Annotated in this window: 8 protein-coding genes; 2 read left to right on the top strand and 6 right to left on the bottom strand. The window is 40.9% G+C overall.

From position 1 onward, the window contains the following. Positions 1-3: 3 nt before the first annotated feature. From SY85_RS22485 to SY85_RS22470, 4 genes are read right to left on the bottom strand one after another with little or no spacing between them, the layout of a single operon-like run. Positions 4-3,870, bottom strand: coding sequence for a Tox-REase-5 domain-containing protein (locus SY85_RS22485; protein WP_066407975.1), 3,867 nt, complete (start codon positions 3,868-3,870; stop codon positions 4-6). Between the two features lie 23 nt (positions 3,871-3,893). Beyond that, complete coding sequence (locus SY85_RS22480) at positions 3,894-9,545, bottom strand: SprB repeat-containing protein (RefSeq protein ID WP_066407972.1); 5,652 nt, start codon at positions 9,543-9,545, stop codon at positions 3,894-3,896. Between the two features lie 9 nt (positions 9,546-9,554). Continuing rightward, on the bottom strand, positions 9,555-11,618 hold the full coding sequence (locus tag SY85_RS22475) for a fibronectin type III domain-containing protein (protein WP_066407970.1): 2,064 nt from the start codon (positions 11,616-11,618) through the stop codon (positions 9,555-9,557). A 17-nt stretch (positions 11,619-11,635) separates the two neighbouring features. Continuing rightward, a complete protein-coding gene (locus SY85_RS22470; protein ID WP_066407968.1) occupies positions 11,636-15,994 on the bottom strand; it encodes a hypothetical protein in 4,359 nt (1,452 codons plus the stop codon). Positions 15,995-16,893: 899 nt separating this feature from the next. Between SY85_RS22470 and SY85_RS22465 the strand changes: the two genes are divergently transcribed. Further along, the gene (locus tag SY85_RS22465; protein ID WP_066407965.1) at positions 16,894-19,290 is read left to right on the top strand and encodes a hypothetical protein; all 2,397 of its coding nucleotides are present in this window, start codon (positions 16,894-16,896) and stop codon (positions 19,288-19,290) included. A 427-nt stretch (positions 19,291-19,717) separates the two neighbouring features. Here the strand turns inward: SY85_RS22465 and SY85_RS22460 are convergent, their stop codons facing one another. Further along, positions 19,718-20,170, bottom strand: a complete 453-nt coding sequence (locus tag SY85_RS22460) for a hypothetical protein (RefSeq protein ID WP_148661263.1) — start codon at positions 20,168-20,170, stop codon at positions 19,718-19,720. Between the two features lie 332 nt (positions 20,171-20,502). Continuing rightward, positions 20,503-20,841 carry a hypothetical protein gene (locus SY85_RS22455; RefSeq protein ID WP_066407951.1) on the bottom strand — a complete coding sequence of 113 codons (339 nt, stop codon included), beginning with the start codon at positions 20,839-20,841 and terminating at the stop codon, positions 20,503-20,505. Between the two features lie 422 nt (positions 20,842-21,263). Here SY85_RS22455 and SY85_RS22450 point away from each other — a divergent pair, with 422 nt between their 5' ends. Next, on the top strand, positions 21,264-23,624 hold the full coding sequence (locus SY85_RS22450) for a PAS domain S-box protein (protein WP_066407948.1): 2,361 nt from the start codon (positions 21,264-21,266) through the stop codon (positions 23,622-23,624). The last annotated feature ends 18 nt before the right edge of the window (positions 23,625-23,642 follow it).

The raw sequence follows: 23,642 nt of genomic DNA, 5'->3' as shown, positions 1-23,642 counted from the left end.
GAATTACGGTTTTTCGAACACAATTTTAATGTTTTTGAATAAAGGATTATTTAAGGCTTCTTTAGTAAATAGTTCTGTTATTCCATTTTCAGCTAACCGGTTTGATACTCTCCATTCGACTTTTAGACCCTTTTTACTAGCAACTAAAAGTTGACGTCTTGCCTGTTCAATTAATTTATCTGCTAAACTTTTATTAATAACCTCAATTGAATATTCTTCAAAATCGTCAATACTTTTTATAAATACACTTTTACCATAACCGAATTTGGCATCTAATAAGACACCGTCTTTGAAATCATCAAAACTTACTCCATCCAAATCAAAACTCAGGTCTGCATCACCACTAAACTTCTTTTGGTATTCCTTAGCTGCGTTATAAACATCTGGTCGCTTACTATTTACAGGAAACTTTTTCACTTTCAACTCTAACCCTTCCACATCAGCCTTTGCCACTCTTTCCCAGGCATCAAATACCTTGGGGTTGGCCTTTAGCAACTCTTTGAGTTTATTATCCACCCCCTCAAAAGCCTCCATAAACTTTTGCGCCAATAGCTGATCCAGGTTTCTGATTTTGGCTTTTACATCGGCATGGGGGATTTCCTTCAATAGCTGCTTAAGATTTTGCAGGACATTGCCTCCCTTTTTTATGATACCGGGCAGGTTTTTCGCGGCAGCTGCTACTATCATTACAGCTTGTATGCCATCGCGGGTCGTATGGTACTGCATCACAGTACCACCCTTTTCATACTGCGCCTTTTTTTCCTCATAGGCCTTTTGCACCATCCCCTTGATATCTTCATACGAGAGGCTGGTCACACTGTTGTAAATGTCTTTGACCACCGATGGGTTTTCAATCACTTCGCCCGCAAAGTCTACCAGTTCATACAGGTCTTTTACTTCCTGGAGCCCCTGATCGCCACCGGCCGCTATGGGAGCCCATACATTAAGCACGCTCTTACTATAGGCTGCTTTATCATCTATATCATTCCACAAATGAGGGTTGATCTCGGCTTTATTAACTACATACCCTAACTCCTCCATACCAAAAACTGCCCATTGCAGTACATCCATTTCCTCACTACGGTAGCGCCCATCTATATCTCCAGCTAATTCCTGTTTTCGTAAAATAGGCTGATCCCAATTGCTTCTCGCTAACTTCTTGTTTATGCGGTCAATGATTTTCTGGGCAAACCAATCTCCACTTCTACCCTTGGCAAATTGGGGCGGCTGTAAGTAGCCGTTGCGGAACTTCAGGTACACTTCCATCTCCCCGGTTTGTTCATTGTGCTCTATCCATAAGGCCACGTTTTGACTAAACGCACCCTCATCAAACTCTTTGGCCGCGTCATCCTTTCCAACTGTTTTACTGCCTGCCGCCTGCCGGATGTCCACGTCGCTCCCAGCTACCTTGTGCAAATAGACTTTGGCACTGATGGCATGCTGACTTAACCACTGACTCAACTCATTGTTCCATAGCTTCGCTGCAGCAATAGAGCTGATTTTATGGATTACAGGGGTGTGTTCGTCAGCAAACTTCCCTGCAAGTTGTGCTCGTTGCCAGAGAGTAGTAATAATGCCACAGAAGTAATCGCGATTCACCCCAATCCACGCTTGCAGGTTGCCCACAATATCAGACACCTTCTTTTGCTCACCGGGGTGATCTTTACGCCATTCTTCCACGTACTTTTCTAATTCCTCAATACTTTTATGGATGGCTTCTTCTTGCCGGATCGCGGCATCCAATGCCTGTTTAAAGTCCTCAAAGAGGCTTTTGTCCTTACGGTGTTTCTTTAAGAATGCCAATATGGCCAACTTCTTATCTTGGGGATAGTTATCCCAACAAGTAGGGTTACCTGTTATCCAATCGTAAAGGTTGATGTTCGGTCCTTTATCATGACTAGCCGATTCTTGGACTGTCTCAGTTGTAGCCTGCTCTAGTATTTGAATGTGTTCTTCAATTAGCGTCGTATATAATTCATCCCGTATCAGCCCTAATCTCACCAGTACGCCTTTGCCAATATTATCAGAGAGCTTTTGCAAGAGCGGTTTTGCCGCTTGTAAGGTCTTCCGCAGCTTGGTGGCTGCCGCCCCATCATTGGAGGAGTCGCTGTCACTAAGTTCCTGCACCGCGGCTTTTACCTCCCCGATATAGCCCTTGACTTCGGCCCGCTCTTTTTCGCTATACACATAGGTGTCGTTCCAAATGCCATCTTCTATACCCAATAGTTCTTGAACAAAGTCCTGTAACGCCTCCAGCGAAGCCGCTTCAAAGTCAGGCATCGTTTCCCCCCAGCCCTTGATCACCTGTACATCTTTTTGCACTTCCAGGCGCTCATTCACCCACTCCTCCATCGGCTCACTCAATGCCACTACCTCCCCCGAGGTCATCACCAGTTTATCATTGATGCCAATACCCGTAAACTTAACATTCACCTGAAAACCTAACAGTGGAGTAGTTATTGCACCATAGCCAGAAAAGAAACCACTACTACCTTCTACTTTTAGGAGCTGCATGTCAAAATCCCCGACCCGTATGATCATACCAGCAGTAGCCACTTGCAGCGGCTGTGCATTATCTAAGGGTTGTTGATCATATTGTTGCCCACACTCAAATACTCGTTTTGGTGAGGTATGGAATTTAGCGATGTCGCTCCAAGGCCCATAGATCCCTTTCACCCGGGCCTGCACACGTGCTTCGTAAGTATGGTCACCTTCTAAGTTAAACAGTGAGAATACTGTGTCTGAGGTCTCTTCGGTATTCCACGTCCACTGTTCTGCGTCGGTTATAGACTGTTGTCCATTGGCTGCGGACTTTCTATATTGAATCTTCCATCCTTCTACCTTACTTTGGTTAGAGACTTTCCAATTCCAATGTCCACTCCGCTCTCCTAAGGCTTCGCCATTCAATACAGGCCGACCAATATTATTTAACATGAACGGATCTTGACCGCCGTACGTAAATAAATAGGCTTGAGAATAGCCTCCATTGCTATAGGCTTCCCGGCCCTCCCGGTCAATGGCCTGCACCCGCCACACATACTCCATACTATCCTGCAACAGGGGCTCCGCAGGGCCGTAGATCAAAGTGGCCGCATCGGTAGTAGTACTGAAAAGCGGTTTACTACTGCGTACAATGTATTCCGGATTACTACCTGCCGGGCGTACTTCAAAGAGTTCAAAACGGTAAGAAGGTCGATTCCAGGCACCGCTTTGAAGAGCGGGAGTATTTCTGTCACTCCAAGAGAATGTCATGAACTGTGGTTGCTTGCTCTCTACACGGCTTTTATGAAAAGGCAGGTTCAAAACAGGCGGCTCACTCTTTTTGAAAAAGAACACATTATAGCCTTCATTACTTACCGGCACTTGGCGGTTATAGTCATAAGCTGTAAAACTGATCTTATAAGTGCCTTCAGGGAGCGCTTTGGTGCGTTCATAGTTTTCTCGGGAAAACCCACCAGCAAATTGCAGATTAGCCGTAGACAAATAGTCACTTAAGATAGCACCGGAAATTATCACAGGCTGCCACGGCATAAGCACTATCGGTTGCGGCTGAAAGGCGGGATCTGTTTGTAAGATCAGCCGCCCATTGAGTTCCACTTTTATAGCCAGCTTCACCTGGTAGGAAGACTGGGTGATGTCATTCAGCGTCAGGATCACCCGCAGCTTGTCCGTCCCGGAAGCAGCATAGTCCGGCAGGTACACACTATAAGGCGGCACCAGCTGCACCGCTGTCGTTACAGGATGAATAGTTTGTGACGAGGTGAAAAAGGATAAGAATAAATTAAAAAGAACCAGGTTGAGAAAACGAGCTACCAGCCGTTTCCGGCTGATAGACCTCGTTTTACGATATATGGTGTGTACGGACTGCATGTTGATTAGTTTGATTGGTTTCCTTAACGGGCAATGATGAAGAGCACGTCCTGGCTATCGTTTTCTGTAATAACACGTAATACATAAGTGCCACCGGCTACATTGCCAAGCGAGAAGCGGTCTTCAATAAGCAAGGTGCCTTCATAATTTTTCCGCATTAATTCATTACCGGTTCCCATTTGCAGTACCTGCAAAATAACCTTCTGCTTGCGACCAAGGCGTACCTGCACATCAAACTGCCCGCCGTTTGGATTCGGTGTCAATGTCACAGTATCGATTATACGCACAGGCGTCTGAGTTACCGGTCCAGCAATCGGATCATAGGGCCTGACTTCAATGGTCTTACGTAAAGTATAATCACATCCTTTAAAATAGCCTGTCATGGTTACCCAGTAGGATCCAGGCTCGCGGAAACGTATTTGTGGCATTACCCCATCAGCCTTAATTACTATAGCTGCTGGATCAAATGCCCAGGATACAGAATCGGGAGCTGGTACGGATACCTCCCGGATCACTAATGTATCTAAGGCATTTTGCCGCGTAGCTACCAGGAAGTTGACCGTTGGCATTTCATTGGCAGGCGCAACAACCACACTTGTTTTATACGTACAACCATTTTTGTCCTTTACAACCACAGCATAAGCGCCGGCTATAAGTGAAGTAAATAATGGTTCTTCCTGAAAGCTATTGCCATTATCAATTGAATATTGGTAAGGCGGTGAACCTCCATTAACCTTTACCGCTATGCGTCCACCTGTACTACCAGCACAGGCAGGCTTGGTGGCTAATGTAGCGGTAAGTGCTGCTATGGGTTGAGTAACGGCAGCCGTATGCGACAACTCACACCCAACAGCATCTTTGAGGATTACGGTATAAGTACCTGCCGGCACGTTTTGCAAATGTTGTGTTGTTTGCGCAGTACCACTCCACAGATAAGAATAAGGAGCCAAGCCACCCTTTACAGTTAGCTGCACCTGGCCATCACTACCGTTAAAACAGTTTACCGGCAGCATCGTGTGTGTAGCCATTAATGCGGGATACTTATCTACAGCAGTAACAGTAAGCAACTGCTGACAACCATTAGCGTCCTGCACCGTAAAGCCATAAGTACCTGCATACAGGTTGGCAACGATTGATGATGACTGGAAGGTCACACCATCTTTACTATAACGATAAGGCGCTGTCCCTCCAAGCGCTTCCAGCTCTACCAAACCTGTTGCCGCACCAGCGCAAAGAACATCCGTTTTACGCACCACTCTCAGTGTAAGACTGGCAGTCGGCTGCCGTAAAGTAACGTCCTGCTGCACCACGCACCCCCTTCCATCTTTCACCCGCAGTTGATAGATGCCTTCTGCCAGGTTGGTAAACAGTGAGCTACCAGCAAAGGCACCACCATTCAAGGCATACATGTAGCCATTATAGGTATGATCATTACCACCAGAAGGTGTTAGTTGAATCTCGCCATCACGCTGACCTACACAAGAAATATTAACGCCATTATAGTCGGAAAGCGTTGTAGTAAAGCTGAGTGGTGTGGCTGGCTCTGTTATGATAACCGGCGTAGCCCATGGCTGTATACAACCGGCTGCATCTTTTGCATGTAACTGATATTGCCCTGCAGCAAAAGAAGCACCACTGGTAAATACCTTGTAAAGCATGTCATCGCCAGCATATTCAAAAAAGACACTACCACTGCCACCCGTCGCCGTCATCAATACACGACCCTTATCGCCTTTGCAAACAATATCGTTAACTGTTACGCTATTAATAACGATAGGTGTATGCACAGTACCAATCGTTACAGTAATAGTGTTACTACAGTTGTTGGCATCTATAACCGATACAGTATATGTACCCTCTGCCAGCCCTGTAAATACAGCAGCGTCTTGTGGCGTATCACCATTCAAGGCATAACGCAATAAGCCGGTCCCGCCTGTCCCTTTTACGGTAATGGCGCCATTCTTATCATGCTGGCAGGTCACATCCTGCTTACTCACCAGCGCCACAGACAACGCTACTGTAGACTGTGTGAAGGTTATTGTTTTACTTACAATACATCCTCTTCCATCTTTTACCTGTAGCTGGTGTGCACCGGCATTTATACTATTTAATAATGGAGCGTCTTGAAAAGCCCCTGCATCCAGGGCAAAGGCATAGCCCGTATAAGCGCTTCCATTACCACCCGTTGCGGTCAACGCTGCCCAGCCATTGCTGCCACCAAAACAAGAAATATTATTTCCATTATAATCTGATAAGGTATACGTAAAGTCTAATGCTTCCGTTGGTGCTGTAATAACAACAGGGTCTGCATAAGTTGTAGTGCAACCAACACCATCTGTTACACGAACTTTATAAGTGCCTGCTGAAAACAGCGTAGCAGCGGTAAAGGGTTTCCAGGTAACGCCATCATTATCACTATAGGCATAGCTATACACACCATTACCACCCGCGGGCGTTACTTCAATATTCGTCTTTTCGCCAAAGCATTTGATATCGGCAGCCTTTACGCGGGTTATGGTTAAGGCTGGGAACTTATTTACCAGCGTAACGGTGGTGGTAAAGGAACAGCCATTGGCATCTTGCAGCATATAAGTATAGTCGCCTGCTATTAAGTTATTGAACATACCAGGCACTACAGCTGTCCCATTCAGTTTTAATGTATAGGCGGCAGTACCGCCTTCTATAGTAGCATTGATAGCGCCGGTACTGGCGTCAAAACAATTAATATCGGTTTTAGAAATAGCTAATCCTAATGTTTCTGGCTCCTTCAAGGTAAGGGTCTTCACAACTTCACATCCTCTGCCATCGCGAACCGTAACGGTATACGTACCAGCAGTCAAATGGTCAAATACATTACTAGTCTGGAATGCCCCACTGTTTAATTTATAGGAGTAACCACTATAGCCACCCTCATTACCACCGGTTGCAGCAATGGTTATCTGCCCGTCAGCAGCACCTTTACAACTAATTTGCCAACCATTGAAATTGGAAAGTGTAGTAGAAAAACCTAAGGCAACAGATGGCACTAGCACAGAATACGCTCTATCGCTCTCCACCCAACAACCTTTGCTATCGATCACTTTCAGCGCATAAGAACCAGTAGTATGTAGTGGCGTGCTACCAGAAAAACCAGTATAGGTTGCCCCTCCGTCAATAGTATAATAGTACTGGTATCCGCTACTCCCCCCACTGGCGGCCATGGCAATACGCGCGCCATCTGCTTTACATACAGCATCGCTAATGGTTATATTGTCAATCTTAAGTTGCGTGGGCTCTGTGATCAATACCTCTCCAGATGTAATACTACAATCAATAGCACTCTCGCGGTCCTTAATGGTAAGACGATAACGACCTGGCTCCAATGCTGTAATTTCAGTATCGGTGCTGAACCAGAAAGGATTGCTCTTCCAACTAGCGCCATCCCAATATTGCCATTGGTATTCATAGTTACCAGAACCTCCCGTAGCAGTAGCACTAATTCTTCCGTCTGCCTCTCCTTTACAACTTATTGAAGTAGCGTTCAAGCTTACATCCAAAGGATCACGCTGTGGCACAACAATGGTCTTCACAAAATTATCTATACAGCCTGCAGCTGGCTCATTAGTAATAGTTAGCTCATAATTTCCAGCTAATAATCCAGTAAACACACCTATGGTATTTGCAGTATTGCTACTGGTTGATATTTCCTGTAGCTGATAGCTATAGCTTCTTTTACCTCCTTTTGCTGTAAACGCCAGCTTGCCATCATTACCACCAAAGCATGAAACTCCTCCTATAGATAAGGTATTGATATCAATAGCTGGTGGAGCAGACAAGGTAGTTGTACCAAGCCAGCCAGCACAGGAAATACGATCAGCATCTAACACTTTTACAGTATATGATCCAGTGGTTAAAGCCTCCCATGTCTGATTGGTTGCTGTAGAAGTAGTTTCACTAACCAAAGTGCCATCTTTCCAAAGTTGGTACACATAATTACCATCACCTTGTGTAACATTAGCTGTAATGCGTCCATCAGATGGAGTATTACAGGTAGGTTGCCGGTTACTTATTTCAGCCTTTATCTCAGCAGGCTGAGTGATGGTTATAGTAATTGACTTAATTGGAGAACAAGTATTTTTTAAGTCAATGCGATAGGTATCAGCAGGCAAGCCTGATAGCTCCCATACCCCGCCAGGCATTGTAGCAAAATCAGTATTTAAATGTGTATTAGCAGTAGCGGTCAGTTTAAATTGATAACCACTGGATGCATCGCCTCCTGTAGCATGCACTTTAAAGCTACCATTCGATCCCCCAAAGCAGGAAACATTACTGGCTGCATCTTGTACGAGTTGCAGGTCTGGCAGGCCAGCTACAAAAATTTCTGTAACTGCCTTATAGCAACTACCAGAGGTGCTGCCAGGATTTAGCACCAAAAGTGTGTACCCGCCTTTTGCCAAACCACTAATTTCAATTTTTTCACTTCCTGTAGGTACATTAATAGCTCCACCACTCCCATCTACATAGGATGCTCCGCAATCTTCCCCATTACAAGGTTCCGAATTACGCTCCCCGGCTTTTAAAATCCAGCGGATCTGACCACTTTGAGATTGGAGTGCACCTGCCGGAATCGTAATGCTTCCTGTAGCATCGAAGGAACAAGATGGTTTAATGATGAATTTACTTTTATCAGCTACAGGCGCTGGTGGTAGAAATGTAAGTGGTTTCTCAGCTGACCATTCACTGTACTGTCCTTCACCACTTACTGCCCGCACACGGAAAGAAGCATTTCTCTTCTCAGTTAGCGTGCCTCCAAATATTTGATTCAATGGAGTAAAAACAGCAAAATTGTCGTACGGCGAGTTTCCAATAGATAATGCTCGCCAAGAATGTGTCATAACAGTAGTCGGCAGATCACAATCATTTGCTGAAAACCAAACATCATTGCAAGTTTCTCGACCATCCCAAGGATCTATATCACAAACAGTTTCCCAATGGCCACATTCCCCCATCCAAGAATCATAAGTATTCCGTGGATCCTTAGCCGGATTAGGTATTTCATAATCCTCCTCTGGTAAAGCATACTGCCATTCGTATCGTAATTCACTAGGGTTAGGCTTAACAACTGTATTAAGTGATATCAAATTATCTGCACAAAAGTCCGTCCCGGAAATAATAGGTGTTTCTGGTGTTGGAATTGTATAACGAATCTCTAAATCAGCATATGTTTTTGTTCCCTCAAAGTTTACTTCTATCCTTTCTAATGGCACAAACTTTCCAGGAGCATAATTTCTTAATACGACACTAAATGGGGAGCTCGAGGCCTCATGCAGATCAGGCTTTTTAAAACTTACATCAGAAATATCTTGTGCAGTGCAATCATCACTACCGTCTTTACGCTCATTATGCGTGGTCATTACTATGTTAAAGGCAGTAGCAACATTAGGCAACCAAATTGGATATAGTAAAATACTTTCACTCGATGTAAAACTTTCAGGTCGCTTAATACAAGGATAAATAAGAGATGATGAAGTATATGCTTGAAAACGGAACCGACTTCCATTGCTACTTCCGTCTGTATAGTTTGCGCTTAGCTTAGTAATTTTCAATTCCACTTTTATGGGCTGCGCCACTGTAGTTATAGAGCAGAAAATGGCAAAGAAAACAGCAATGATCAATTGTTTGTAAAACTTTTGCATAAGGTCAGGTTAATAGGTGATCGTTATAGGTTTACTTATATGTGTAGTATTCCCATTACCCCACTCCCCCTTAATTTTATAGGTATAGGTATTACCAATCTTAATTTCTGCGTCAATGAACAAGGCTACCTTATTATCTACTTTTTTTAATAATACCAATGGTTGATTATTAATCGATTTATAGATATAATATACATCAGGTATTGAGCGTTCTTTCCACTCCAGAACAATTTGCTTTTTCATTCTGTCTACCTGGGCGGTCAAACTTTTAATAGCAGGACGGAAACCTGTTTCAAAATAAATATCACCTGTCCGAGTACTTACGGAATTACCTGCTTCATCAGACACAATCAACTCGTAATAATAGGTATGTCCTAAAACAGTCGTCGTATCAATCCATTGATTGATTTGATTAGTAGTATCAAGCAAAACCGCCGTTCGTTGATTCAACAACTTGTTTACCCGGTATAGCTCCTGCCTCATCACATCTCCACTGGTACTTGTTTTCCACGCCAATTGAATAGCTGGTATACTATCCACCATTTTAGTAGTGATGAATACTGGCGCAGACGGCGCTATCTTGTCGGGGCGCGCTAAGGTTAGAATAGCCGAATAATCGGAAGGATTAAAATTCTTATCAACGGCTACTACACGATAGTGCACTTTTTCAGAAAGCGTTTCTACCATAACAGAATCAACAAAAGCATTTCTAGTTAAAAGCTTATCCGTCACTTCTACAAACTCTTCATGCAATGCATTGGCCCTAAATACCCGGTAACCCTGTAAATCAGCTTCCGCATTAGAGGTCCATTTAATCTGTACCTTTCCTCCTTGGTCAATAGCTCCTTGCAAACCAGTAGGACTACCCGGCGGAATAGTATCAATCACTTGACCAAATTGGGGCAACGAATAAATAGTCTGTCCATCAATAGTTTTGATCTTCAAACGGTAATAAGTATTGGCATAAGGTTTTTCATCGACATAGCTAACAACGTCTTTTATAAGTAAAGGAGAGATATCCTGATAAGGGCCTTCTGCCTTTGTAGCCCGACTTACATAAATAGACTGTGTTTTCTTTTTTAAGTCCTGCGACAGGGTCCATCTCAATTGCAGTTTTTGATTGTTTAGAATGATGACAGTATCAATAAAAGGCCTATCATAAATAGGCTTTCCTAACCCCGATACAACAGTAGAATAAGGACCAGTTTCACCAAATGGTGTAATACCTTTTATACGGTAGTAATAAGTAGTCTCGTTATCAGTAAGGGAATCAGTATAAAAGCTTAATTGCGCATCGGGACGCTCGCTACCGTTAATAACCGGTAGATCTGTTAAAGGATGAAACGACTTACCATCTGTAGACCGCTCTATTACATAAGCCGTATAAATACCTCTGTCCAGGGCAGACAACCATTGCAAACGAGCCAGACGATCATCAAATGTTACAGCAAATTCTTGTGGAGGCGAGAGCTTTACTGGTTCGTTAACAGAGGTCACATAGATACCAGGTTCAATGGTAAGACCTTTGGGTTGTTGTGCTACAGATATTCGATAAGCATATCGCTCCCCTTTCTTTACATTGCGGTCCACAATACGTAGAGCAGCCGCTTGTGCTGCCAGTGGAGAAAGATCGCATGCCAGTACCGCAAACCCATAACGTACATCGTTTTCGCCCTGCTGTGTTATGTAATTGCCAATATTTTTTTCTGGCGAAGTCAATTGAAAATCCTTGCTGTATATGGCTTCTTTTACTATAGCTACTTTTTCATCTATTACTGCTGCATTCTCCATTTGTGCTTCTGGCCAGGGCCGCAGCGGTGCATTGTTTAGCTTAAAAGCAGAAGCGGTAGAAAAGCTGGCAGCATTACCATCTTTAGCTATAACAAACCGCTCTATCCAATAACCATATTTGTTTCCCATTTGCCAGGTTATAAAACTGGCAGGGGCCCATCTCAGCACAATAGAGTCTCCTTTAGGATTAGCTAACGCTATAACCCTATGTTCACGTTGTTGAGCTTGAAGATGACAAGCAAGAAAAATGACAGCAATTAAAAGACTAACAGCTTTTTTCATACGTACACAATCGAATATTATCTAAATAGGATATTGCAGGTAATTGAAGTAGTTATAGTATTGGTCCCAGGCAAACGATAGTTAACTTCTACCTGATAGCTTTGATTAGATTCCAGATCCTGAAATGGTGTGCGGAATAAGTACTGCACACTTTGTGGCATTACATTCTGCAAAGCATTAGTAGACAAGTATTTATTAACAGCCTTTTCCAGCAACTCATGATAATCCTGGTTACCTATATAGGAAAGGAAATACATAATTCGGAAGCGCCCTGCTTTGCCCGCAGGCGTACCAGCATTAACATCTTCACCTGACAATTGGTACAATGCAGGATCATTGTTAAACACACTCACGGCACCCAATGGTGGTGTGCCCAACTTCTTCACATCGCGCTGCTCAATTGTTAATGTATTATCAAGTGGATAGGATTGATAAAGCAATGGTATCAACTTATTCTGAAGCCAACTGTTATTCGTATTCGCCTTTGCAAAAACCAAGGGTTGCGTTCTTTCATCAATCCCAGCCAATTCAAAACGGTCAAACGTTTCATCAATATCATATCGTTTACCCACTACAGTAATATAGTTCTGCGCAATATCAAAGAGATCCATACTGTTGCCGGCCGCATTCATCTTGTCGCGGAACGTCAGGTATTTACTGGTACGGAAACTTCTGTCCAATAATGAGGTTTCTGTGGCAGCAGTTGCCACGCCTTTCAGCACCTTCTCATTAATAGAAGTACTGTCTTCGCCTTGCTGGACAGTAGTTGAACGAACCGCTACATTCTCTGTAGATGCAACTCCATCTGCAGGCGCTTTGATAACGATCAGGCTGTAAACCGATTCTGTTTTCAATTGTGATGGGATATCAAAGTCCAGTTGAGCAGCAGTAGCATTATAAGTTACCGGAACGTCTTTAGAAGTGCCGTCTGCATGTTGAAAGCGAACGTAATATTTCCAACTGCCATTATTGTCTTTTTGATTGAACAGGTAGGGTTGTCCTCTCTTTAGCTTAAAGTAGCCACGTCCATATTCGTTCGTATAGAAATTATACTGTTGATGAACTGGATAGCTATACGCAATATTCTCCTCCGGTATATTACTAGGCGCTTCACCTGTACGGAAGCTCACTGTTTTTGTTTCATAATCGACCTTACCGCCCTCTGATAATGGTACCCATGAAGAACCTGTCCACTTTTCAATATGAACCTTTACGCTAGCAGAGAGATCAGCACTAGGAGGTAAAATATCTAGGAAATTCAGGGTAGCTGCATCTTTATTAGGATGCCATTCTAAGCTTCCTTTTAATGATCCGGCCTTTTTATCAACTAGCGTAAACTCATCCAGCTTTATTTGATAGGTCGTCACTACATCCTCATTATTCATCATGCTAAACGGCTTTTCTACTGGTATATTGAAGGCTACCTGAGGAGCTGCAAATACACTAACATCATTAGAAGCATTGTCCGGCCGTATATCATTAATAACTTTTACGTCGATCTCTTTTCCACTTATAACTTCACATTGAGAGCCTAGCTCTACCTTAACTGTTACTTTTCCTTTTACAAGTCCGCCCAAAACGGAATAACGCACGCCCACGGCGCCCCTGAACCAGGAAGGATTAGGCAGCTTAGCTTGCAAAAGAGCCGCAGCAGCCAAATTAATAATGTCAAACTCTTTTTTTGAGCCCATGACCTTAACCCGGATACCTACACGCCCTTGCAGAAAAGCATACGCCTGTCCCGAAGCATACCAGCCATTCACACCAATAGGACCATTGCCACCTTTACAGCGCGCTTCACCATAATCACGCAATAAAATGTCTGCTCCTGCTCCCACTCCTAGGTAAGCATATAAAAAACCACCATCCTTGCCAAATCCAAAATCAGTTCTGAAATGTGCACCAAATCCAAAACCGCGACCTGTAGAAAGGGCATTTTCCTTTTCCATAAAATCACCATTGCCAAAATCAAACAGGTTTGTTACTTCAGATGGTGGCAAAGGCATATTCTCCACTTTTGTACCCACCATAAAATATCCTTTTACTACAGCCAGGTTAGCAATATCCAGCCCCATCATCTGAGAAGGGCGCCCTATATAAATCCACCAATCATTTGGATCAAAGTGCAATACAGCTTCACCAACAAGGCCTCGCTCGCCTACTCCTTTTATAGAACCTAAAATGTTCACATATGTTTTTACACTAGCATGGAAGCTTTTATTAGTGTTATCATAGCGCATGTATAGTTTGGCAAATACAGGAGCTCCGCCACCATCACCATTGGGCTTTTCTTTGCCCAATTTTGCCACGTCTGAAAAGAAAAAGCCAGTTCCATCAAACTGTGCATACCGGAAGCCGCCAGAAGTCGAGAATGAGACTTCAAACATCGCATCCCCATTAAAAACATCTGCCGAGGGCTTTGTGGCAATAGTTGCACCAGCCAAAAAACCTAATCCCGCTTCTCGTGAGGGTGTATAGGTTAGTAAGGCATCTGCAGATTGCAGGCCAACAGAATCCTTACTCATGCTTTGAAACGGGTCAAATTGTGCAGGGCGCTCCATGTGGTAAGAAAGCCCACCTAACACCCTACGAATCTCTAATGTCGGCGCAATGGGTATATGTGTAGGAACAAAAGCATCCACATGCCAATAACGATACTCATCTGTAGATCCAAACCAGGCATGCGCTTCTACCCTTTTGATAACCGGAAGCTGCATGGCAATCTTTCCTTTAAAGCCTGTCCCATACACCGGATCATTTTCATAAAGCGCAATCGTACCATCCAATTCAAAAGCGCCTGATTTACATGTTAGTGAAATTTCATCAACCTTCAGCTTATCAAATGTCCATTTCAGCTTTGTATTTTCTGCACCGATTCCATCCTTTGTTACCAGCTGCTTCTCCTCACTTAATCGGCTAATTACTTTTATTCGAGTTTCAGCGCTAAAACTCTTATCTGCTTCGTCCATTAAATTCAAACGAACCTTGGAGCTAACTGCCAATTCACCATTTACCAGGCCCAATCTTATTGAATCCAACCCGCATTTGAAACTACCAAGCTTAAAGCCTACATTTCCATCTACACTTAAATACCCTTTATGAACATACGGCTTCTCTGAACTTAACGTTAAATCCTGAAAGCGAATTCCAGGGGCTTTGAAAACACCTTTAGCTATATCAAGGCTTCCATGCAAAACTGCACTGGCTACAAACTGTCCTTTATATTTTTCAATCTTCACTTCACTATTGGAGGCCAAGATCAATTCACCCGCAAAAAAGTCGTATTTCTTTTCTTTTGTTGTTTGTAAAGCAAAGGAGTAAAAAACATCATTTTCTCTTTGCCCCACATTGGCTTCATAAGCCAATGGATCATCTCCTAAAAAAGGAATATTCATCTTTCCTTTTAACCCTCCACTCTTAATACGATTATGTTGCAGTTGCACCTCCAACAACTCGACAGACAATGGCCAACCACTGGCAGAAGCATTACCCAGTGGTATTAAATTGCTTCCTCCAAACCGACCCGACATTCCACGATTATCAATAACGAGATCTCTGGCGTGTAGAGTTGGCCTCACTCCTTTATCATTGCTAAACTCTTTCGGAAGCCATACGTTCAACTCCTTTAAATAAAAGCCACGCCATAAGGCGCCTTCTTCATTATTGGCCATTATCATCTCTTCGGGATTAGCTATATCACTTAAATCAACAACAGCCTCCTGTACTTCAAAGCCAAAATCCTTCAAGCCAGCCAATGTAAAAGGCGACATATCGACACGCACTAAAATATTATTGAGATCTTTGGCATTAATTTGAAAATCTGCCTTTACAACTTGTTCTTGATCTGATAAGGGCTCTAAAAAATCACGAGCAAACTCAAATACACCTTTCAGGTTCACACTTTTGAAGCCATTGCAATCCCATTCAATATAATTGGCACTAGTTGGCAGTACCAGCTTTACCTTCTCACTAATTTTAATAGAATGTTCGCTTACTAATTCAAGGCGGGCACCACTAGAAACACTAATGCCCCCAGGATTAAACGACACATTTCGAGCTGCGAATGCAAGTGTTTCATCTGTCCCAGGTAAGTTCAACTGTGCATACACATTAAAGAAAGCACCATGGGTAGTAAAGCGGGCACTATCAATAACAATTAAATATTGCTTACCATTTATCTCTTTGGCTATGCCAACAGGCAAAGAGGCTAAGTCTGATTCTTTAAATGATCCGACATAACGATTCTCCGCTTGAATTTTTTGAAAAAGGCTATTAATCTGTAAGGCGCTAGAAGATACTTGCGCGTGAATTAAAGAAGTCAGGAAAAAGAAAAATAGTAAAGCAGTAATTGGCTTTAGCAAAGCAATACTTCTCATGCGTTAGTTTGGTATTAATTTATTATGCTTCTTAATTTATTACATGACAAAAGCCAGCAATGTTTAGAAGCCATCAAGCAGTTATCTGAAAAAATTAACTAGGATAAGCAGTAGAGGAACGGTCTATTAACAATAATTTAAAGCTGAAAAAATCGGATAATCCATATAGTAAAATCAAGCAGAGTAAACGGAAATATTGTTAAGCTCTTTGACTAGGTCTGACGTAGCAATTGCAATAGTGAGTTTGCAGAATTAAATAATCCATTTGCACCTATTATAAAATTTATTTGCAATGAATATGCACGCGTTGAAGTAAATATTTTCATAGAATAACCATCCATTTATCTTGCAAATCTATAGACAGTAACGCTCAAGCGCAACCGTACATATACGACGCAATTCAGTATTTATACTAATGACCAGTTTTAATTATACATATACACCTTGACATCAAATTATTACCAACTCTTTTCAAGAAATACTTTTAAACACTTCTCACTATTAAAAATTAAATCTAGTATAAATACTTACCTAACACTAGGTAGTATTAATTCATAAATCATAACTAATATTTCAGACAGGTATGCGTCAATTGTATTTACAAAGATTTTAAACTCGCTAAACTCTTTCTCACAAGAATTTAGCTTTGTCTTAATAGCAGCAAACATTATAAAAGACTTCCATAACAACAGTATAAATGTTTAGTCACTAAATATTTTATATAGATACAGATTGCAGAGCTTCTTTTTTGTCTTCTAGTATAAATTGTACCCCATCTACTTAATCTTAACCACATTACGTTTGTTACAAAGGCACTTTCAAGACCATTTTAGAAGGTAAAATTGTAACTTAGTAAAGCTACCTGAAACCATAACCTTTCGTCACTTAAATGCTTTTCTATGCTAGACGAAACACCTGTGCTGAAGTCACCCAAAAAGACTAAAATTTTATCTGCATCACCAACTATTAGTGAATCGTTACCAGCTTTTGACAGCCAAATTTCTTTTAAACCTTTTGTAAGTTATTTAAAAGAAAAACGCTCTTTAGTTTCAGAATCTAAAGAATGGTTATATAGCCGGCTAATAAAGGAGCTTGAAGATAAAAGAACATTATTGGAACCGGTCAATGATATGCATTTAATTGATGAGCATGCCAGCCTTATGGAGTTATTAACTACTTCACTATTCCCGGTAATTGGAGGGCATGACATGAACAACTTTGCTCTTGCTTCACCTCACCAGTATAAAGTGTTTTATTATTCTGACAACTTTAAAAAACTATTTCTGGATACAGATGAACAATACATTCTACTACCAGCAGGCTTAGATAAAGAAGAGCTGAAAGCTATTCAATGTGCAGCCATTTATGATCATGTACTGGAAAAGTTTTATGGCATGCACCTAAACGAAGATCCACAACTCATATATCCAATCACAGATTCGGAATCAGGAATGATGCGCTTCTACCGGATAAAGTATGACCGGCGCTTTATTAACTTAAACCTAAAAGGTAAATTGCCACCAATTCAGGACTGCGCAGTTTGTATGAATACCTTCCGCATATTGGATTTGGAGAAACAGTTAAATACGATGCCGCTTGATCTCTTTCAAGCAGAGGGATTTGGCTTATGGTTAGCAGATGATGTAACCCAAACCGAATCTCTTGAACTCCTTAAGAGAGCCTTGCTGCGCGAATCTTGTGGCATGGATGCTATGGATGAGGTAAAGAAGGCTATAAAAGCCTTGGTGGGCTTAAATGATACGGAGATAGGTATTATGCCCTTTGTTTCTATTAATGGTCAGATCGTTTTAGATACACAGGCCAGTATGCACAGCCTTGTGGCAAGGCAATGGAGGAATGGAACTCCAGACCAACAAGCTGAATTCCGACAATTTATCAACTTTTTGAAAGAACGCCCTGTTCCAATGCCAATTACAAATCTTAGCCAGGAAATGTTGGGCATGGCGCCATTCTTAACCTCTATTTTTGAGCAAGGCGCCAGAAGTTATATTTATTACCCAATGCTAAACGGTGACGGTTTAATTGGTTATCTGGAATTAGCCTCTCCTCATAAAAACGCACTAACCCAACAAACGGTAATGGATCTGGAGCCTGCCATTCCTTTACTTTCCCTGGCTGTTCTTAAATGCCGAGATGAATTTAATGATCGAATAGAAAAAGTAATCCGGGAAAAGTTTACCGCCTTACAACAATCTGTAGAGTGGAAGTTTGCAGAGGTAGCCTGGACACATTTGCATAACAATGACAAATCTGCCTGCACAACAAACGTAGTGTTTGATAATGTTTACCCTCTATATGGTGCTGTAGATATTCGCAACTCTTCATTGGAAAGAAGTCGTGCCATTCAAAAAGACCTAAAAGAACATTTGGTAGTAGTAGCAGATATTTTAACCCAATTGCAAACAATTATGCAATTACCGCTACTGGAAGGCTTGGAATTTAAAAACGAAAACTTACGACTGTCTTTAGAAGATACTATGACAGCAGAAGAAGAGATCGCCATAAATGATTTTTTAAATAATGAAGTAGAACCGTTATTCATTCATTTACAAAAAACAAATAACCAGGCTGAAAAAATTATTACCGACTATTTCAATCTCCTAAAACAAAGTGACAGCAGACTGTATCAAAACCGTCAAGACTATGAAAGTTCAGTAATGGCTATTAATGAAGCTGTGCTCACTTATATTGAAGAAGAGGAAGAGTCCATACAACGCGCTTACCCACACTATTTTGAAAAGTACCGTACAGACGGTATTGAATACAATATTTATATTGGCCAAACAATTGCGCCTACTATTCCTTTTGACATGTTCTACTTAAAGAACATACGCCTGTGGCAATTAAAAACAATGGCTGGCACTGCACGGGTTACCCAAAAACTTCTTTCTCAATTAAAAGTACCCTTGCATACTACTCAACTGATTCTTATTCATAGCCAGCCAATAGCCATTAGCTTTCGAAGAGATGAGCGACGATTTGATGTAGAAGGCTCATATAATATTCGTTATGAGATTATTAAAAAGCGCCTTGATAAAGTACATATAAAAGGAACAGATGAACGCTTAACCCAGCCTGGCAAAATTGCTATTGTTTACTCTAACCAAAAAGAGGTAACTGAATATGAGGAGTACATTCGATTTCTGCAAAAGAAAGACATCTTGAAGCCAGATATTGAGTCGTTAGAACTGGAAGAACTTCAAGGCGTTAAAGGACTAAAAGCAATACGGGTAGAAATTAATATTGAGGAAAGAGAAATAGGTAAAGTAAATTAATGCTTCAATACAACCTATGCATTATTGACATCAAACTATTTAAACCTATATGCTTGAATGTTAACCATAGCATGCCGCAATCCGTATTGCTTGTTGCAGCTAATGCTGATTTAAAGACATTAAAAGAATATTTTAAGGGCCAAATACCCTTTAGTAAGCCTTTCCTTTTTTAATGTCTAGGTAAATGCTTCCTTTCATAAGTAAGTAGCTGCAGCTTACCTACACCTTACTGTGGACTAGCTGTCCTCATCGTAGTATCAAGTTCCAGACTGTGTCGGAACAAGTTCGCTTAAAGACGCAATTAACCGAGCTAATACCTAAGCAGTCCTGAGCCTGTTACGACGAGGAGGACAGTAAGAGGTAGGAAAGGTGTAAGAAAAGGCGCTAGTATGTACAAAGAAGTAAATAATCAGGTATACCTGATTATTTACTTCTTTAAATCGTATGTAATTTCTGTAAAGCCAAATGTGCCGGTTTTGTCTTTGTCGTAGATAACCAATTTAGAATCGGTCAATACTTTTATATCAGCTGGGTCACCATCAATGGTGATCTGAGTTGCGCTTCTAACGGTAAAGTTTGATACATCTAATACGCCTTGAAAAAAGGTATGAAGTTTACCGCTATTCTTAAATTCAGCATAATCGGCAGCTGTGCCATTGTAGGTCTCTATATGATCCACGCCAGCAAAATGGTTGTTTGTGGTAATACTTGCCACCTGCCATTTGCCCATTACCTTGGCAGGCTCACCAGTCGGCATTACAAATTCTTCATTTACACCATCATCTGTAGTTGTGCTGTCATCCTCTTTATCTTTTTTGCAAGCTGTAAATAGTAGTGTAGTCGCCATTGTCAGAGTCAATAGAAAGTGTTTTAGCTTCATGGTTAAAGTTGTTTATTGACCTATAATTCAAAATAATACTTTACTATGTCATTTGACAGGCAGAATACATTTGTCTCCCCCCTTGTCATACAATTGTTATGATCAATAAGCAGCATGAAATCGCCGCGCTTTCAAAGGCACTAACCTATTAGACTCAAAACGATTTCGGGGTATTTGACAGATTTATCCCTATTATTCATTGAGTAACAGATTTTATCAAATACACGAGGAAATGGCGAGTAATTTCGCTTGCTGTTTTCAAGTACAGCAATTCTCATACCCGCTATAGCAGAGTAAATCGTTGTAGCCTTAAAGAGTTATCTGCTCTACACTTAATTAGATAGTTTTTTACTCTCGAAAACTTGTTGCCCGTTATTTTTAAAATAAAAGGTTTCAATACCTAAATAGGAAGAAGGCTCAGCACTATAGGAATAATGTTCTACATACGTCTTCCAAAGGCCTTTAGAAAAGGAAAATAAAAAGTAGTAATAATCATAAGTGCCAACGGGAAAATTGGTTGAATTATTCACAGCCTGCTCTGCTGCCCTGAGGACAATTACTGGCGGCCATTGCTCTTCATACTTACTGTTGTTTTGTGTTTGAGCGTTTAGTTGATTGGAGGCGAAAATGCCTGCACCACAAAGAAGGAGGGTTAAGAATAATAGTTTCATATCGGTTAGCTTTTATAATGACAATCTACTGATCAGAAATGATACAAGCAATTGATGAGTTTGTAAATGTTGATGCAGAATATCAAAAAAGAACTTTAACCCAATTTAACCGGCAATTCTAAGGTTCGATTTAGCTTCTGTAAAACGCGAATAAAGACGTTGTTTCCTACAAAGTGAATAAAGAAAGCAGATGCTTTTTATAAATAAACTACTACATAATGAATCAACATTATAAAGTTTTTGACGGCATTATTGACTAACTTTAAATACCACTTCACCTCTCTTTTATATATGGCAAAGAGAATGGTAAATATGCATATTTTTTCATGTCGCAGAAGGATGACTGTTTTAACAGGATGTTGATATTGAATAGATTCAACTTTTCCTAAAATTTTATCCAAAACGCTTCTATTGCTAAATAGATGAAAAAAATGAAGGCCACCGAAAACACTGTCACTAGTACGGACAACACCATAGCTTTTGAAAAGAATTTGTCCGATGCACTTATAGAAGGCTTACCCGGCATCTTTTACCTAGCAAACAAAAAAGGGCAACTTCTTAAATGGAATCAGAATTTAGAAAATATAACTGGCTGTAGCCATCATGAGCTGAGGAAAATGAAAACCACAGACTTTGTTGACAAAAGCCAGGTGCGTTTAATTTTAAATAAAAGAGTTGAAGCTTTTAAAAAGGGAAAAGCAAGTGCTGAGATTAATTTGAAAACAAAAAAAGGGCATACGCTAACTTACTACATTACGATAATGCCCTTTACTTACAATAATGAAGAGTGTATTCTTGGAATAGGAATCGACTTTACAGAGAAGAAGGCGGCAGAACAAACCCTGCTTAACAGGAATACAGAAATCAAAGAAAGGGTAAAGGAACTTCAATGTCTCTATCAATTATCAGAGCTGGCAAATGATCCGAAATACACAGTAGATGAAATCATGCAGGAGTGCGCCAACATCACTCCTGCGGCCTACCAATACCCAGAGATCACCTGTGCACTAATTCATTTTGGAGATCAAGAATATACGTCTTACAACTTTGAAAAATCAGAGTGGAAGCAAGAAGCAAATATTGAATTGAATGGTGAGCTAGCTGGGGTTGTAAAGGTTTTTTACAAAAAAGAAATGCCTCAAGCCTATGAAGGGCCCTTTCTAAAAGAGGAACGTTCGCTGATAAATTCTATTGCCGATATTTTAGGTAATGCAGCAGAACGAAAAATGGCAAACAAAGAAATTATCAAACTGAATCGATTGCTTCAATTTAGAAGTGCGATAAATGAAATGATGCTTAAAGCAGAAGACCGGGAAACCATTTTAAAGGAAACCTGCAAAATAGCCATCAGGTATGGCAACTTCAAAATGGCTTGGATGGGCGCTTTTAGTGAGGAAGTACACAGCCTAACTCCTATTACTTTTGCCGGCGATGAAGATGGCTACTTTATTAAAATTAAAGCTTTAACAAATAACTATACCTCAGAAGCTTGGTTAGCAAGAAAGGCAATACATAGCCACAGTTTTAATTACTGTAATGACATTGCTAATGAACGTCCCGATTTACCGTGGAAGGAAGAAGCGCTTAAACGCAGCTATAGATCTGCCATTTCTTTACCCGTAATAGTAAACACAAAATTAGATTCGGTATTTACACTTTATATGTCCGAAACGTTCTTCTTCACTCAAGAAGAACGCAATATTTTACTTGAAGTAACTAGCAATATTGCCTTTGCACTTGAAAAGATTGAATTAAAAAAATTGCAGCAACAAGCGGAAATAGATTTGAAAGAAAGTGAAGAGAAGTTCAGAATTCTAGTAGAGGAAACACTGGTTGGTGTCTTTATTTTACAAGAGCGCAAGTTTATATATACAAACCCAGAGTTTGAAAAGATAACCGGCTATTCAAAAGATGAATTATTAAACTACGTCACTTTTGAACAATTGATTTACAACGATGACTTTGAAACTGTACGGCAAAAAAACCAGCAAAGAATTACAGGCAAAAAGCCGTCAGACCATTATGTCTTAAGAGCAGTAAAAAAAGACGGCACCCTACGGCATATAGACATTATTGTATCCAGCATTACATTTAAATCAAAACTGGCTGTTATCGGTACAATCATAGATATTTCTGAACAAGTAGAAGAAGAACAAAGAATTAGTAAAGCTGTAACGGATGCACAAGAAAATGAACGACAACAAATCAGTATGGAGCTGCATGATAATGTAAAACAAATCATAGCTGCTACTTTATTGAATGTAGACTTCATTCCTATGGCACTAAATGATCCGGATACGTCTCTAAAAATCATTAATAATGTAAAAAAATACCTACAGGACGCGATAGATGAATTAAGAAGAATTTCACACCAATTAGCTCCTGTAATTGATTCAACGTTGTCATTAAAACAAATGCTGGAAGATTTAGTTGACACAATGAATGTCACGAGCGCCATACATGTATCTTATAGATTTGAAAAACTGAAAGGGTCTGTCAATAACGATATTCAATTAGCAATCTACCGCATTTTACAGGAGCAGTTTTCTAATATACTGAAACACGCAAATGCTACTGATGTAACAATCAGTTTAAGTCACAAAAAAGACAACTATGTCTTTTCCATCCAAGATAATGGAAAGGGGTTTGATACTTCTCTTAAAAAATCAGGAATCGGATTAGAGAATATAAAAAGAAGAGTACAAGCATTTAACGGAAGCTTGGTTGTAAATTCAGCACTTGGGAAGGGTTGTACATTAATCGCCGAAATTCCGGCAGGTTAAACGCGTTCGTATACCTTC

The sequence above is a fragment of the Flavisolibacter tropicus genome, from assembly GCF_001644645.1.
In the GTDB taxonomy this organism is placed as follows: Bacteria; Bacteroidota; Bacteroidia; order Chitinophagales; family Chitinophagaceae; genus Flavisolibacter; species Flavisolibacter tropicus.
The sequence above is the reverse complement of the archived record's forward strand: the minus strand, read 5'-3'. Positions and strand labels throughout refer to the sequence as shown.